Raw genomic sequence first — 15824 nt, forward strand, 5'->3', positions numbered from 1 at the left:
GGAGGACTCCTTTTGATGTGCTTTGCCAAATATATACCGTAAAAATATTGTCAAGGTAGCATTAAATGCTAGACGATTTGGCCTTCAAATTGCCGTTAGCATACCACCAGATAAGGAGTACGAGTAGTCGCGATCACAAGGATTTCTCTCAGAACTGTCACAGTTTGTGAATACAATAACAAGCACTATGTGTTCTCTATCATACATTCTGAAAGTGGCTTTATTTTTTAATTCATAAAATTGTAATTTAATTACACATAAACTTTGATAAAGGTCAATTTATGCATTTTTTGTGATTTCAATCACTAAAATGCTTGTAATTAAATTTCTTGGTGGTATATTTGTAACCAGCTTCTGAGAGAAGAATGAAATGCTCAAAGGATGAGTCCGTTTTATCGCCTCCAAGGAACCGAGAAATCAACGAATGTTTAATTGATTTAAAAGGTGATAGTTATGAAAGGTTTACCAAGTACAATGTTCTGGAATAGCAAGTCTGTTTACACCGGTAACTTTGTATACCCAACAAGCTTTGGCTACTAAGTGAAGTCAACGCATGTGACTCGAACAGTTTGTTCACCCCTATAAATTGGAATTTTTTTTCAGTGATAGTGCTGACATGATTCACCGCCACCCAAATTGGGTGGCGTTTTTTTATCTCTATTTTCTCTTCCTGACTCACTTATTGCCATCAAAGCCTTCTTCTATTCCCCATTCTTCGGTTTTATCGACTTTTCCATCAAATCTGTTAGATACCATGTTTAAAATGGGCCTTTTTCATCTGAAAGTTTAGTACATTGCTCAGTTTTTATTCTCTTTTAGAGAACTGTGTTATCTGGGTTACCTATTGTTTTATAAGAATATATTTCTTTGCTTGCTTTGATAGATTAGAGAATGTGTTTCATATCCAAAGAAAAAAAACGCATTAGAGTGAAGATTCTATCTAGAATTTGCTATTTGATAACTTTATAATTCCCGCCAATCGATTACGCAACCGTTTACTTTTTACCTTTACAGGATTCGATCATGCTCGAGAGGCTTTTTAAACTCAGTGAAAATGGCACAAATGTGCGCACTGAGATCATTGCAGGTGTTACGACCTTCCTAACTATGGCTTACATTATTTTTGTAAACCCAGCGATCCTGTCGGATACCGGTATGGACCGTGGCGCCATTTTTGTTGCGACTTGTCTTGCTGCCGCAATCGGCTGTTTTATTATGGGATTTGTTGCCAATTACCCAATCGCACAGGCACCAGGAATGGGCCTGAACGCATTTTTCACTTACTCTGTTGTATTGGGAATGGGTTATACGTGGCAAGTTGCGTTAGCGGCTGTATTTGTTTCTGGCCTTCTGTTCATTCTTTTAAGCGTATTTAAGATCCGTGAGTGGATTATTAACTCGATCCCGCATTCTCTACGAACAGGTATTTCAGCTGGTATTGGTCTTTTCTTAGCGTTTATCGCATTAAAAAATGCAGGTATCGTCGTTGATAACCCAGCGACATTAGTTTCTATGGGAGAGATCACATCATTGCCATCTGTATTGGCCGCGATTGGTTTCTTTCTTACGATTGCATTGGTTCACCGTGGTGTGAAAGGTGCGGTGATGATCGCCATTCTTGGCGTTACAGCGCTTGGTCTTCTATTTGGTGATGTGCAGTGGGGCGGTATTATGTCAACGCCACCAAGCATTGCGCCAACTTTCATGCAACTGGATTTCTCTGGTTTGTTTGAAGTAGGCATGATTTCCGTCGTATTTGCTTTCCTATTTGTCGATTTATTTGACACCGCAGGTACGCTCGTTGGCGTTTCTCAAAAAGCAGGCCTAACTGATGAGAATGGCAACATCCCTCGTTTAAACAAAGCGTTACTTGCAGACTCAACAGCAACGTCAGTAGGTGCATTACTTGGTACCTCCAACACGACATCTTATATTGAAAGCGTTTCTGGTGTAGCTGCGGGTGGGCGTACTGGTCTAACAGCCGTGGTTGTTGGTGTACTCTTCCTACTTGCTCTATTGTTCTCACCACTTGCGGGTATGATCCCTGCTTATGCAACGTCAGGTGCGCTATTCTATGTGGCGATCTTGATGCTGTCTGGGCTAGTAAGCATTGATTGGCGTGACCTAACTGAAGCGTCCCCAGTTGTTGTGACTTGTTTAGTTATGCCGCTAACATTCTCGATTGCAGAAGGTATCACGTTAGGCTTTATCGCATACGCGGCGATCAAGTTATTCAGCGGTAAGGGCCGTGAAGTGTCGATGAGTGTATGGGTGATGTCAGCCATCTTCATCGTTAAATACCTCGTCGGTTAATTTCTCGAGCAAAAAGCCAGTGTGGATTTATTCACGCTGGCTTTTTCTTTTTTTACGTTGTTCACAGAAGACGGTTTTTCTGCGGAATAGGCAGAGAATTTTGATATCACCGTTGGTATTAGCGGTGTGTTTCGGTAGAATAATCGTTTGCGCAGCTTGAAATCCTCGTCTCCAAACATTTTGGAGAAGTTAGTGAGCATTCCGCTTTTGAGTGACTTCGCTAGATTTTGAGGATGCATATTTTCAAATTATTAGGTTATTACAATGAGTAAAAAATTCATTATCACTTGGGATGCAATGCAGACTTACTGCCGTGAACTGGCTGAGAAACAAATGCCAGCTGAGCAATGGAAAGGAATTTGGGCGGTAAGCCGCGGCGGTTTGGTTCCAGGCGCTATTTTGGCTCGTGAACTGGGTATTCGTTACGTTGATACAATCTGTATTTCAAGCTACGACCATGATCATCAGCGCGATATGACGGTACTAAAAGCACCTGAAGGTGATGGCGAAGGTTACCTAATCGTTGAAGACCTAGTAGACAGTGGTGATACAGCGCGCAAACTACGTGAGATGTATCCAAAAGCGAAAATGATCGCTGTGTGTGCGAAACCATCAGGCAAAGAGCTGCTGGATGATTACGTTGTAGATATTGCTCAAGACACTTGGATCGAGCAGCCTTGGGATATGTCAATCCAGTATGCTGAGCCAGTAAACCGCAAGCAAAAATAAACGCGGTTAAAGAATATTGAGAAATGCCCCTTTATAGGGGCATTTTTTTTATTATGATATTAAATCATGCTAATAGCCTAGGGTTCTTCCTATGTCTGAAGACGTCAGTAAAAATCTTTCCGAAACTTTGTTCGTGAAACATAAGCAAGCAAAAGAAACCTCCGCGCTTACCCAGTACATGCCGACCAGTAAAAAAATACTTGATGAACGAGAAGCGCAGGGTGATCGTGCTTGGTATCGTCATTTGCGTCGCTTGCAATGGGCTTGGCAAGGATTGTCTCCGATCGAAATGGAAAGCGTACTGTCCAAAATTGCTTCATCTTCTCACTCGCGAACCAATGATGATTGGTTGGACACTGTAATGGGTTATCACAGTGGTAACTGGACATTTGAGTGGATCAAGCTTGGTATGGCTCATCAGAAGCGAGCAAATGAAATGCAAGGAGAAGAGGCAGCGGATGAACTCTTCACTGCTTCTTTGTGTTTTAGTATTGCAGGCTACCCACATTTAAAAAATGACAACTTGGCATCGCAGGCTCAAGTACTGGCAAACAAAGCGTATTCTGACGGCGCAGAAAAAACTAAGTACACCATCAAGCAAATTGAAGTGCCTTACCAAAATCGCAAAATCATCGCGAACCTCCATTTACCAAGAACGGATAAACAGTTGCCTGTGGTCATGGTGAGCGCTGGTTTGGATACTCTACAAACCGACATGTGGCGTTTGTTCCGTAATCGTCTTGCACCGCGAGATATTGCGATGTTAACCGTAGACATGCCTTCAGTAGGGCATAGCTCTCATTGGCCCTTGACCGAGAATTCAAGTTGCCTACATCAAGCGGTATTGAATGAGCTTTACTCGCTACCTTGGGTTGATCATCACAAAGTGGGGTTAGTTGGGTTTCGTTTTGGTGGTAATGCCATGATCAGACTCTCTTTTGTTGAGCAAGAAAAGATCAAAGCTTGTGTCGCTCTAGGCGCACCCGTACATGATATTTTTACTTCCCCTCAGAAGTTACAAAAAATGCCGAAGATGTACCTAGATCTTTTGGCTTCCCGTTTGGGGAAAAATGCGGTTGATATTAATAGCATGGCTGGTCAGATGATGGCGTGGTCATTGAAGGTTCAGGGCTTCCTGAGCAGTCGAAAAACCAAAGTGCCTATTTTGGCTTTGAGTCTTGAGGGCGATCCAGTGTCGCCACACAGTGATAATCAACTTGTTGCTCTATTTAGCCAGTATGGTAGAGCGAAAAAAATCAGTTCCAAAACAATTACAAAAGGATATGAGCAATCCCTCGATTTAGCCATAAAGTGGCTAGAAGATGAATTATTAGGGTGACAATTCTCCTAAATTAGTTAAGAGTGATATATCTGAGCAAAAAATAAGCTCATGATAATTAAAAATAATAATCATTCTTGGGTGTTTACTTTTAACTATGAAAACGGAGATTCATATGTCAGAGACGACTCAGGGCCCGACTCACTTTCGCTTGATGTCAAAGTTGAAGGCGATAGGGCCTTACCTGCGCGAACCACAATCGCAAGAAGGGCGCTATTATTTTGATTGTTTATCTGTATGTGTAGACGACAAAAAATCGCCTGAGAAGCGTGAATTTTGGGGCTGGTGGATGGATTTGGAATCCATCGAGGGAGGCTTTACTGCTAAATATCATATTGGCAAGTACAACAAAGAAGGGCAATGGGTATCTGAAGCCCTTCCCAAAAAAGTGGTAGAGGAAGTGTATCTCACGCAGAGCACATTCCATCAAAAGCTGGTTGATACTTTAGAAGAACACTTCAAATTAGAAGTCGAATATCACACGGAGTCTTTCGATTTCGCTTAATTTGGTTGTTTTCATTTAATACCAAACAAAAAGGTGCGAAAACGCACCTTTTCTCTTGTTAATTCCCTATTTGATTGTTAAAACATCCTCTCTTTATTTGTTTTTCACTTCAGAAGACATCATGACAACGAATCAACAAAATGCAGTTGTTTCACAACCACAAACTGTCGTTGTGAAACTGGGTACAAGTGTGCTGACAGGCGGCACTCTGGCACTCGACCGTGCACACATGGTTGAGTTAGCACGCCAGTGTGCTGAGCTTAAAAAACAAGGCCATTCAATCGTAATGGTTTCGTCTGGTGCGATTGCAGCAGGCCGTGAGCATCTTGGTTACCCCGCATTGCCCAACGAGATGGCGAGTAAGCAGTTACTTGCCGCGGTGGGGCAGAGCCGCTTGATTCAAACATGGGAGTCTTTGTTTGGTATTTATGGTATCAAGATCGGCCAAATGTTACTAACCCGTGCCGATTTAGAAGATCGTGAGCGATTCCTTAACGCGCGTGACACTATTAATGCGCTCGTCGCGAACGATATTGTTCCTATCGTAAACGAAAATGATGCCGTTGCGACTAGCGAGATTAAAGTTGGCGATAACGACAACCTTTCCGCTTTGGTAGGCATTTTATGTGGTGCAGATAAGCTCTTGCTTTTAACGGACCAAAAAGGTCTGTTTACTGCTGACCCTCGTAAAGATCCGAACGCAGAGCTTATCAAGGAAGTAAAAACCATCGACGACACGCTGCGTAAAATCGCAGGTGGAAGCGGTACAACATTGGGTACTGGTGGTATGGCAACGAAGCTGCAAGCCGCAGACATCGCTCGCCGCGCAGGTATCGAGGTTATTATTGCTGCTGGTAGTGCGCCGAATGTTATCTTTGACTCTTTAAGTGCTGAACCTCAGGGCACGCGCTTCCTACCTTGCTCTGAAGCCTTAGAGAACCGTAAACGCTGGATTCTAGCGGGACCTGCGGCATCGGGCGACATCGTTATTGATGATGGTGCAGTCAATGCTGTGGTTGGCAAGGGCAGTAGCCTACTTGCTAAAGGGGTCATCAAAGTTAGTGGTGACTTCGCACGAGGCGAAGTGGCGCGTGTAACAAACACTCACGGTAAGTTGGTGGCTCGTGGCATCAGCGCCTACTCAAGTGATGACCTAACTAAAATTACGGGTAAGCACAGTAAAGATATCATCTCTATTTTGGGTCATGATTATGGCTCTGAGGTGATTCACCGCGATGATTTGGTCGTCATTCAGGAATAGAATTAGAGGGAAGCAAAGTGGATTTAACGAATATGGGTAAAGCTGCTAAAGATGCAGCTTTCGAATTAGCGACAGCGTCAACTGCGCAAAAGAACCAAGCATTAGCCATCATTGCTGATGAGCTAGAAGCAAGCTCTGCTGCTATTTTGGCGGCAAACGCTAAAGACATCGAACTTGGCCGTGAAGCGGGTTTAACCGATGCGCTGCTCGATCGCCTTTTGCTTAATGAAGAACGATTGACTGCAATTGCGAATGATGTTCGCAACGTCATTAGCTTGAACGATCCTGTAGGCAGCGAAATAGACAGTAAGGTACTGGAAAATGGGATGTCACTGTCTCGTCGTCGTGTGCCGCTTGGTGTCGTGGGCGTAATTTATGAAGCGCGTCCAAACGTAACCATTGATATTGCAGCGTTGTGCTTGAAAACCGGCAACGCAAGTATTTTACGTGGTGGCAAAGAGACCTTTTTCTCGAATATGGAATTAGTGAAGGTTATTCAGTCTGCGCTCGCAAAGACGAACCTTCCAGCCGCTTCTGTGCAGTACATTGAAAAACCAGATCGTGAGCTTGTTTCTCAATTGCTTAAGTTGGACGATTACGTCGACATGATCATTCCACGCGGTGGTGCTGGCCTACACAAAATGTGTAAAGAAAACAGCACGATTCCGGTGATTATTGGTGGCTTTGGTATCAGCCATATCTTTGTCGACGAATCCGCTGATCTAGAGAAATCCCTGAATGTGGTTGAGAACTCTAAAGTTCAACGTCCATCTGCGTGTAACTCATTAGATACGCTGCTCGTGCATGAAAAAATTGCAGCGCAATTCCTACCAATGATCGTAGAGCGCATGAACGATAAAGTGACCTTCGTGACAGAGCCTAAGGCAAAAGCACTGATGGCTCAAGCAACACAAATTCGCGATGCTGTTGAAGGTGACTTTGATACGGAATGGTTGAGCTACACTCTTGGTGTAAAAGTTGTGTCTGATGTGAAAGATGCCATTGATCATATGCGTGTCCATAACGCGAGCCACTCAGATGCGATCATGACCAATAGTTTGGAAAACTCAGAACTGTTCATCAATTCTGTCGGTTCGGCGGCGGTTTATGTGAATGCTTCAACGCGCTTTACAGACGGTGCGCAATTTGGCCTTGGCGCAGAAGTCGCAGTATCTACGCAAAAGCTACATGCACGCGGTCCGATGGGCTTAGAAGAGCTAACTAGCTACAAGTGGGTTGGTAAAGCGAACTACTTAGCACGCAGTTAACACATTCGACGAGATCTTGAGTGAAAAAGGGGCCTTTGCGCCCCTTTTTGTTTTGTCTAACATACCAATTCCGCTACACTACATGAGCTTTTATTTCGGTTTGAAAGCGTTATACCCAAATAGCTTTAATAGAGTCCGTATAACCATGAACGCGTGGTTATCCGTGATTGCTCATGAGGTTATTTTGGTATAGATATGGAGGTGATATGCATTGTCCTTTTTGTTCCGAGAACGATACCAAAGTTATTGATTCCCGCTTAGTGGCTGATGGCCATCAAGTTCGACGTCGCCGTCAGTGCTTGGCGTGTAGCGAGCGTTTCACTACGTTTGAAAGCGCAGAGTTAGTGATGCCTAAAGTGATCAAATCGAATGGCAACCGTGAACCATTTGATGAAGATAAAATGGTTGGCGGTATTCAACGCGCTTTAGAGAAACGCCCAGTGAGTGCCGATTCTATAGAGTTAGCGATCAGTATGATCAAATCACAACTGCGTGCGACGGGTGAGCGAGAGGTTCCGAGTGAAATGATTGGTAATTTAGTCATGGACCAGCTCAAAGAGCTCGATAAGGTGGCTTACATTCGTTTCGCTTCCGTTTACCGCAGCTTTGAAGATATTCGCGAGTTTGGCGAAGAGATTGCCCGCCTAGAAGACTGAGTAGCTCATGACTCAACACACTCTTGAAAGAGCGTTTTCTGATTTAGATTTCGCCATGATGTCACGAGCTATTAAGTTAGCGAAACGTGGCATTTATACCACCGCCCCTAATCCAAATGTAGGGTGTGTCATCGTTCGTGATGAAGAAATTGTCGGTGAAGGCTATCACCATCGTGCTGGTGAGCCGCATGCCGAAGTGCACGCGATGCGCATGGCGGGTGAAAAAGCAGTTGGTGCAACCGCTTATGTGACGCTAGAACCTTGCTCTCATTACGGCCGTACACCGCCATGTGCCGAAGGGCTGATTAAAGCCAAAGTGGCACGTGTGGTTTGCGCCATGGTAGACCCAAACCCGAAAGTTGCAGGTCGCGGCATCCAGATGTTACGTGATGCAGGAATTGAAGTACAAATCGGCTTGTTAGAGCAAGATGCCCTTGCCCTTAACCCTGGTTTTATAAAGTACATGCGTACAGGCATGCCGTTTGTTCAATTAAAAATGGCAGCCAGTTTGGATGGGCAAAGCGCACTCAGTAATGGTCAGAGCCAATGGATCACCTCCCCTGCGGCCCGCCAAGATGTGCAGCGTTATCGAGCGATGAGTGGTGGTATTCTCTCTACCAGCAAAACGGTGATTGATGATAATGCGTCACTCAATGTGCGTTGGGATGACTTACCTACCAGTGTTCAAGCGCAGTATTTACGAGAAGAACTTCGTCAACCAGTACGTGTAATCTTAGACCGTCAGAACCATTTAACGGGTGCGCTCAAGCTGTTCCACACCGATGGAGAGCGAGTTATTATTCGCTCTGATGGAGACTGTATCCCTCTATTGGACAGCGCTGACCAAATTGACTTATCAACGACATTAAAACGTATCTCGGATGAGCACCACATCAATCACTTATGGGTTGAAGCTGGAGCTACGCTAGCGAGTGCGATGATAAAGGCTAATCTTGTAGATGAGCTCATTGTTTACCTTGCGCCAAAACTCATGGGCAGCGATGGTCGGGGGCTTATCGGTGCTTTAGGGTTAAGCGCTATGGCTGACGTCATAGATTTAAACATTACAGACGTTCGTATGGTTGGGGTAGACATTCGCATCACCGCCACCATAAAACGTAATGAAATTAGATAAGAAATAGTATGTTTACAGGAATAGTAGAAGCAGTTGGCAAGTTAGCTGCGATTACGCCGAAGGGCGAAGACATCACCGTCACGGTTGAAACGGGTACGCTTGATATGTCAGACGTTAAGTTAGGCGATAGCATTGCGACCAATGGTGTTTGCTTAACGGTAGTTGACTTCGGAAGCCACTATTACAGTGCTGATCTGTCATTAGAAACCTTGAAGAAAACTGGGTTTGCTGATTACCAAGTAGGCGATAAGGTGAATCTAGAAAAAGCCATGTTGCCAACAACGCGATTGGGTGGACATATCGTTTCTGGCCATGTCGATGGGGTTGGTGAAATTGTCGAACGCAATTCAGTTGGCCGTGCGATAGAGTTTTGGGTTGCAATGCCTGCGGAAATTAGCAAGTACGTTGCAGAGAAAGGCTCGATTACTGTTGATGGTATTAGCCTAACCGTCAACGACTTACGTAAAAATGCTTTTAAGCTGACGATCGTTCCTCATACGAGTGAAGAAACTACGATTGACCAGTTTCAAGTGGGGCGCAAAGTCAACTTAGAAGTTGATGTACTTGCGCGTTATATGGAGCGTTTACTGCAAGGACAACAAGAAGATAAGGCCGAGTCTCGTATCACGATGGACTTTTTACAGCAAAACGGTTTTGCATAAGTCTTGGGAGTGGCTGCGTGAGGCATGCGATAAAGAGCAGACTCACAGAACACCGCGAGATTCATTGACTTGCTTAATGCAAAGCTCAAACTATTGACCTAACTAGCATTCACTGCAACGTAATTTTTCATTGCTGTCGCAATAACAAATTTAGAATAACGGGATAACAGACTATGCCAATCAGTACGCCACAAGAAATTATTGATGATATTCGCGCAGGCAAAATGGTCATCCTAATGGATGATGAAGACCGCGAGAATGAAGGTGACTTGATCATGGCTGCCGAGCATATTACGCCGGAAGCCATTAACTTTATGGCAACCTATGGCCGTGGCCTGATTTGTTTAACCATGACCAAAGATCGTTGCGAAAGTCTAGGTCTGCCACCAATGGTGCAAGACAATAATGCGCAATACACCACCAACTTTACTGTTTCGATTGAGGCAGCAGAAGGGGTAACGACGGGTATTTCAGCCGCAGATCGCGCACGTACCGTTCAAGCAGCAGTCGCGCCAAACGCTAAAGCTGCGGATTTGGTGCAGCCTGGTCACATCTTCCCTCTCGCAGCTCAAGACGGCGGTGTACTGACTCGCGCAGGTCACACTGAAGCTGGCTGTGATTTGGCTCGTCTTGCTGGTTTAGAGCCAGCATCGGTGATTGTTGAGATCTTAAATGACGACGGCACGATGGCTCGTCGCCCAGATCTAGAGATCTTTGCAGAGAAGCACGGTATTAAATTGGGCACTATTGCCGACCTAATTGAGTACCGCAATAACACTGAGACAACGATTGAACGTGTGGCTGAGTGCAAGTTACCGACAGAGTTTGGCGAGTTCACGTTAGTCACGTACAAAGACACCATTGATAACCAAGTGCACTACGCAATGTGCAAGGGCGATTTGAAAGAAAAAGCGCCACTGGTTCGCGTACATCTTCAAGACGTTTTTACCGACTTACTACGTAGCGATCGTAATGCAGAGCGCAGTTGGACACTAGATAAGGCAATGAAACGCATTGGTGAAGAGGGCGGTGTGTTGGTTGTTCTTGGCCATGAAGAATCGACTGATCTACTTATTCATCGCGTGAAGATGTTCGAAGCGCAAGACAAAGGTGAAGCCCCAACGCTTGCTAAAAAACAAGGCACGTCTCGCCGTGTTGGCGTTGGTTCACAGATTCTTGCGGATCTCGGTGTACATGATATGCGCCTTCTGTCATCGACCAACAAAAAGTACCACGCGTTAGGTGGTTTTGGTCTGAATGTTGTTGAGTACGTCTGCGAGTAACAACCGAACAATAAGTTCCTAGTCTTTGACGTGCTTAACTCGTCAATGGCTAGGAACCGGTGATTTGCCTCCAATTTCCATTAGATATTGCTCACAAATTTGTGCTAGAATCCGGCGATTCTCACTTGATGAACATATTTCACTTATAAATAGAGTTAAAGGAAAGCTTATGAAAGTGATCGAGGGTGGCTTCCCAGCGCCAAATGCAAAAATTGCTATCGTTATTTCTCGTTTCAACAGTTTTATTAACGAAAGCCTACTTTCTGGTGCGATCGATACACTAAAGCGTCACGGACAAGTAAGCGAAGACAACATCACGGTTGTGCGTTGTCCAGGTGCCGTAGAACTACCTCTAGTAGCTCAGCGTGTTGCTAAAACTGGCAAATTCGACGCTATTGTTTCTCTAGGGTCTGTTATTCGCGGTGGAACGCCTCACTTTGACTATGTTTGTAGTGAAATGAACAAAGGTCTAGCACAAGTGTCTATGGAATTCAGCATTCCAGTAGCATTTGGTGTTTTGACTGTTGATACGATCGATCAAGCGATTGAACGCGCAGGAACCAAGGCTGGTAATAAAGGTGCAGAGGCTGCACTAAGCGCACTTGAAATGATTAATGTACTATCTGAAATTGATTCCTAATGGGGGCCAGTGTGAAACCAGCCGCACGTCGTAACGCACGTCAATTCGCTCTACAGGCGATCTACTCATGGCAAATTACTAAAGAGAATGTTGCCAAGATTGAAGAACAGTTTTTGTCTGGCGACAAATACGATGAAGAAGAACTTCATGCATCTGAGCCAGCGCTTGCTGCTCCAGAGACAGACGTAGCTTACTTCCGTGAACTATTAAGCGGTGTTGTACTTAGCCACGCTGAGCTAGATAGCAAAATTCGTCCATACATCTCTCGTCCTATGCAGGATTTAGATATGATGGAACTTGCTCTTCTTCGCCTTGCTATGTACGAGATGACTCGTCGCGAAGATGTTCCTTACAAAGTTGTTATCAATGAAGCGATTGAACTTGCAAAAGTTTTCGCAGCAGAAGATAGCCACAAGTTTGTGAATGGTGTACTTGATAAAGCAGCACCTCACATTCGTAAGAAATAACGATTTCTTCAATGAAAAGGTCAGCACATGCTGACCTTTTTTGTATCAAAAGCTTTTACATCAAAAAGTAAGTGAATTATGTCTGGTGAATTTAATCTGATAGACAAGTACTTCGTCGGTCGTCAGAGCCAACGTAAAGATGTCCATCTAGCCGCTGGTGATGATTGTGCTTTGGTCAAAGCGCCAGCTAATGTTCAGATTGCGATTAGCACGGATACATTGGTAGCTGGAACGCATTTCTTAGCCGACGCGAACCCAGCATGGGTCGCACACAAAGCATTGGCTTCTAACATAAGTGATTTGGCGGCGATGGGCGCAACGCCTGCATGGGTGAGCTTTGCATTAACGATGCCTGAGCCAGATGAAGAATGGCTTGCTCCTTTCTGTGATGCATTTTTCGAACTGGCTGATTACTATGGTATTCAGTTAATAGGCGGTGATACCACCAAAGGTCCATTGTGTCTGACACTCACGGTGCAAGGTTTTGTACCTGAAGACAAAGCGCTCACGCGATCCGGCGCAAGGCCTGGGGATTGGGTATATGTAACGGGAAACCTTGGCGATGCAAAAGCTGGCTTGGATGTGATTCTAGATGACTCTCTGCGCAGCAGAGCCGGCGCGGAAGCACTAGAGCGAGCTCATTACCTTAGTTCTCCGCGTGTGCTTGCTGGACAAGCTCTTGTTGGCTTAGCCTCTTCTGCGATAGATATTTCAGATGGTTTAATCTCTGATATTAAGCACATTTTACAGCGATCTCAGGTTGGGGTGAGTATTGATGTCTCTCAGCTACCGATCTCTTCAGAATTAGTCCAGTTTTTAGATGATAAGATCAGCGCGCAGCAGTATGCTTTAGCAAGTGGCGAAGAATACGAGTTGTGTTTTACCGTGCCGGAGCAAAATCGAGGCTCGTTACAAAGCGCTTTATCTCATACTGGCTGTAAGGTCACATGTATTGGTCAAATCCGACCAAATGGAACCTTCGAGCTGCATGATAACAATCAACCACTTGATTGGGACTTAAGTGGCTTCGACCACTTTAAATGATCTGAGCTAAGCTCTAGCCAAGAGCCTGTTACTATTGAGCAACTCACAGGCATGACGATTGAAACCAAACTAGCAGTATAGGTTTAAGGATATGACCAACCCTCTTTCTCTTATTTCATTAAAGAACCCGTGGCATCTATTGGCGACGGGTTTTGGCAGTGGATTATCCCCGTTTATCCCTGGAACAATGGGCACACTGGCGGCCGTGCCTTTCTTTTTGTTGTTGGCACAATTACCATTTACGGCGTATGTCATTGTTGTTCTGATTTCGTGTGTGATCGGCATTCAAATATGCCAAGTGACCTCTGCAGACATGAAAGTACATGATCATGGTTCAATCGTATGGGATGAGTTTGCAGGCTTTTGGATTACGATGAGCATTGTACCTGCACTGAATATTCCACTCACTGAATGGAAGTGGTTGATCACTGGCTTCATCTTATTTCGTTTTTTCGATATGGTAAAACCTTGGCCAATTGGGTGGCTAGATAAGCGAGTTCACGGTGGGCTGGGTATTATGGTTGATGATATCGTGGCGGGAGTTATGGCCGGTGTTGCCCTGTTTCTAGTCGCAAAATATGCGGGCTGGATGAATTAAACGTTGACCGTAAAAAAAGGGATGCTATGAGCATCCCTTTTTACATTCTATTTTGCTAAATAATCCAAGATGGATTTTTCAATTCCTTTTGCATCGAGACCAAGCTCTTCATGCAGTTCATCTTGTGTTCCCTGATGAATAAACTCATCTGGTAAACCTAGGTTCAACACAGGTTTAATGATTTTATCTTTCATCATGAACTCAACGACACCAGCACCAGCACCACCCGCGATAACATTTTCTTCTAACGTCACGAGCACGTCATGATCTGTGGCTAATTGACGAATTAATGCTTCATCGAGCGGCTTCACAAAGCGCATATCAGCAACAGTGGCGTTAAGGTATTCTGCCGCTTCTAGCGCGTTACCCAAGAAAGTACCAAAGTTCAGAATAGCAACTTTTTCACCTTGGCGAACCATGCGCCCTTTACCGATTTCTAACGCCGTAAACTCAGTTTCGATTTCTACGCCCATGCCGCTACCACGAGGGTATCGAACCGCACTCGGGCCAGAATGCTTATGGCCAGTGTAAAGCATTTGTCGGCACTCGTTTTCGTCGCTTGGCGCCATGATCACCATGTTCGGAATACAGCGCATAAAGCTTAGATCGAACGCACCTTGGTGAGTTTGACCATCTGCGCCAACGAGACCTGCGCGGTCGATCGCAAACATCACTGGTAAGTCCATGATCGCGATGTCGTGGATCAATTGGTCATAACCACGTTGCAAGAAAGTCGAATAGATAGCAACGATTGGATGATCGCCCGCAATTGCCATGCCTGTTGCCAGTGTCACTGCGTGCTGCTCAGCAATCGCCACATCAAAGTATTGGTCTGGGTACTCTTTTGAGAAACGCACCATACCTGATCCTTCGCGCATTGCTGGCGTAATTGCCATTAGCTTAGGATCTTGGGCCGCCATGTCACATAAAAAGTCACCGAAGATCTTTGAGTAAGTTGGCTTACCGCCACTGCTCTTCGGCAGACAATTATGCGTTGGATCGAATTTAGGAACACCATGGTAGCCGATAGGATCTTTCTCGGCAGGCTCATAACCTTTGCCTTTCTTGGTCATGATGTGTAGGAATTGAGGACCTTTGAGCTCACGCATATTTTTCAGCGTTTTGACGAGTTCATTGACGTCGTGCCCATCAATCGGGCCAATGTAATTAAAGCCGAACTCTTCGAACAGAGTACCAGGCACTACCATGCCTTTTAGGTGCTCTTCCGTACGGCGAACCAACTCTTTAATAGGTGGAACACCAGACAGCACTTTCTTACCGCCTTCACGGATAGAAGTGTACAAGCTACCAGAAAGTACTTTTGCAAGGTGGTTATTCAGGGCGCCGACGTTTTCTGAAATCGACATTTCGTTGTCGTTCAAAATCACCAACATATCAGGATGAACGTCGCCAGCGTGGTTCATGGCTTCGAATGCCATGCCTGCTGTAATTGCGCCATCACCAATCACACTGACGATTTTACGGCCTTTGCCTTCTTTTTGTGCGCTGATGGCCATGCCAAGGCCTGCACTGATAGATGTCGAAGAGTGGCCGACAGATAAGGTGTCATATTCACTTTCTTCACGCCAAGGGAAAGGGTGTAGACCATCCTTTTGGCGAATTGTTGGCATTTTATCGCGACGTCCGGTGAGGATTTTGTGCGGGTAAGCCTGATGACCAACATCCCAGATCAATTTGTCGATAGGGGTGTTGTAAACATAATGCAGAGCGACAGTTAGCTCTACGGTGCCTAAGCCAGACGCTAAGTGTCCGCTAGATTGGCTCACTGAATTTAGCAGATACGTTCGCAGTTCATCACACAGATTTGGTAATGTTTCTTTCGGAAGAAGACGTAGTTCTTCCGGTGTATTTGCTAACGCCAGTGTTGGGTACTTTGAAATATCAAGAGTCATATAAATGCGCG

At 45.0% G+C, this 15824-nt stretch carries 15 protein-coding genes; 14 read left to right on the forward strand and 1 reads right to left on the reverse strand.

The window, feature by feature from the left end; genetic code table 11:
* Window positions 1–1023: 1023 nt before the first annotated feature.
* The 14 genes from R7044_RS17910 (at window position 1024) to pgpA (ending at window position 13900) form a co-directional block, all read left to right on the forward strand.
* A complete protein-coding gene (locus tag R7044_RS17910) occupies window positions 1024–2313 on the forward strand; it encodes an NCS2 family permease (protein ID WP_005381592.1) in 1290 nt (429 codons plus the stop codon).
* Between the two features lie 264 nt (window positions 2314–2577).
* Window positions 2578–3042, forward strand: a complete 465-nt coding sequence (gene tet(34), locus R7044_RS17915; RefSeq protein WP_005381590.1) for an oxytetracycline resistance phosphoribosyltransferase domain-containing protein Tet(34) — start codon at window positions 2578–2580, stop codon at window positions 3040–3042.
* A 91-nt stretch (window positions 3043–3133) separates the two neighbouring features.
* Window positions 3134–4381: an esterase FrsA gene (gene frsA, locus R7044_RS17920; RefSeq protein ID WP_225455730.1), complete on the forward strand. Its 1248-nt coding sequence runs from the start codon at window positions 3134–3136 to the stop codon at window positions 4379–4381.
* Window positions 4382–4496: 115 nt separating this feature from the next.
* Entirely contained in the window at window positions 4497–4886 is a 390-nt protein-coding gene (gene crl, locus R7044_RS17925; protein WP_005381584.1) for a sigma factor-binding protein Crl, read from the forward strand.
* Window positions 4887–5007: 121 nt separating this feature from the next.
* Window positions 5008–6147 (forward strand): glutamate 5-kinase, encoded by a 1140-nt coding sequence (proB, locus tag R7044_RS17930; protein ID WP_033905836.1) that lies wholly within the window; start codon window positions 5008–5010, stop codon window positions 6145–6147.
* 17 nt (window positions 6148–6164) lie between these two features.
* Entirely contained in the window at window positions 6165–7415 is a 1251-nt protein-coding gene (locus tag R7044_RS17935; RefSeq protein WP_225455731.1) for a glutamate-5-semialdehyde dehydrogenase, read from the forward strand.
* 206 nt (window positions 7416–7621) lie between these two features.
* Window positions 7622–8071 (forward strand): transcriptional regulator NrdR, encoded by a 450-nt coding sequence (gene nrdR, locus R7044_RS17940; RefSeq protein WP_005381578.1) that lies wholly within the window; start codon window positions 7622–7624, stop codon window positions 8069–8071.
* 7 nt (window positions 8072–8078) lie between these two features.
* Window positions 8079–9206 (forward strand): bifunctional diaminohydroxyphosphoribosylaminopyrimidine deaminase/5-amino-6-(5-phosphoribosylamino)uracil reductase RibD, encoded by a 1128-nt coding sequence (ribD, locus tag R7044_RS17945; RefSeq protein WP_033905840.1) that lies wholly within the window; start codon window positions 8079–8081, stop codon window positions 9204–9206.
* An 8-nt stretch (window positions 9207–9214) separates the two neighbouring features.
* Entirely contained in the window at window positions 9215–9868 is a 654-nt protein-coding gene (locus tag R7044_RS17950; RefSeq protein ID WP_005383626.1) for a riboflavin synthase, read from the forward strand.
* 173 nt (window positions 9869–10041) lie between these two features.
* Window positions 10042–11151: a bifunctional 3,4-dihydroxy-2-butanone-4-phosphate synthase/GTP cyclohydrolase II gene (gene ribBA, locus R7044_RS17955; protein WP_005381573.1), complete on the forward strand. Its 1110-nt coding sequence runs from the start codon at window positions 10042–10044 to the stop codon at window positions 11149–11151.
* A 169-nt stretch (window positions 11152–11320) separates the two neighbouring features.
* A complete protein-coding gene (gene ribE, locus R7044_RS17960; RefSeq protein WP_005381572.1) occupies window positions 11321–11791 on the forward strand; it encodes a 6,7-dimethyl-8-ribityllumazine synthase in 471 nt (156 codons plus the stop codon).
* Window positions 11791–12258: a transcription antitermination factor NusB gene (nusB, locus tag R7044_RS17965; RefSeq protein WP_005381571.1), complete on the forward strand. Its 468-nt coding sequence runs from the start codon at window positions 11791–11793 to the stop codon at window positions 12256–12258. The genes ribE and nusB overlap by 1 nt, the downstream gene beginning before the upstream one ends.
* Before the next feature lie 78 nt (window positions 12259–12336).
* Window positions 12337–13302 (forward strand): thiamine-phosphate kinase, encoded by a 966-nt coding sequence (gene thiL, locus R7044_RS17970; RefSeq protein WP_033905841.1) that lies wholly within the window; start codon window positions 12337–12339, stop codon window positions 13300–13302.
* Window positions 13303–13393: 91 nt separating this feature from the next.
* Window positions 13394–13900 (forward strand): phosphatidylglycerophosphatase A, encoded by a 507-nt coding sequence (gene pgpA, locus R7044_RS17975; RefSeq protein ID WP_031780838.1) that lies wholly within the window; start codon window positions 13394–13396, stop codon window positions 13898–13900.
* A 47-nt stretch (window positions 13901–13947) separates the two neighbouring features.
* On the opposite strand, the gene dxs is transcribed toward pgpA, so the two are convergent.
* The gene (gene dxs, locus R7044_RS17980; RefSeq protein WP_215810311.1) at window positions 13948–15813 is read right to left on the reverse strand and encodes a 1-deoxy-D-xylulose-5-phosphate synthase; all 1866 of its coding nucleotides are present in this window, start codon (window positions 15811–15813) and stop codon (window positions 13948–13950) included.
* Window positions 15814–15824: the final 11 nt, after the last annotated feature.

The organism is Vibrio sp. 1402 (assembly GCF_033340275.1).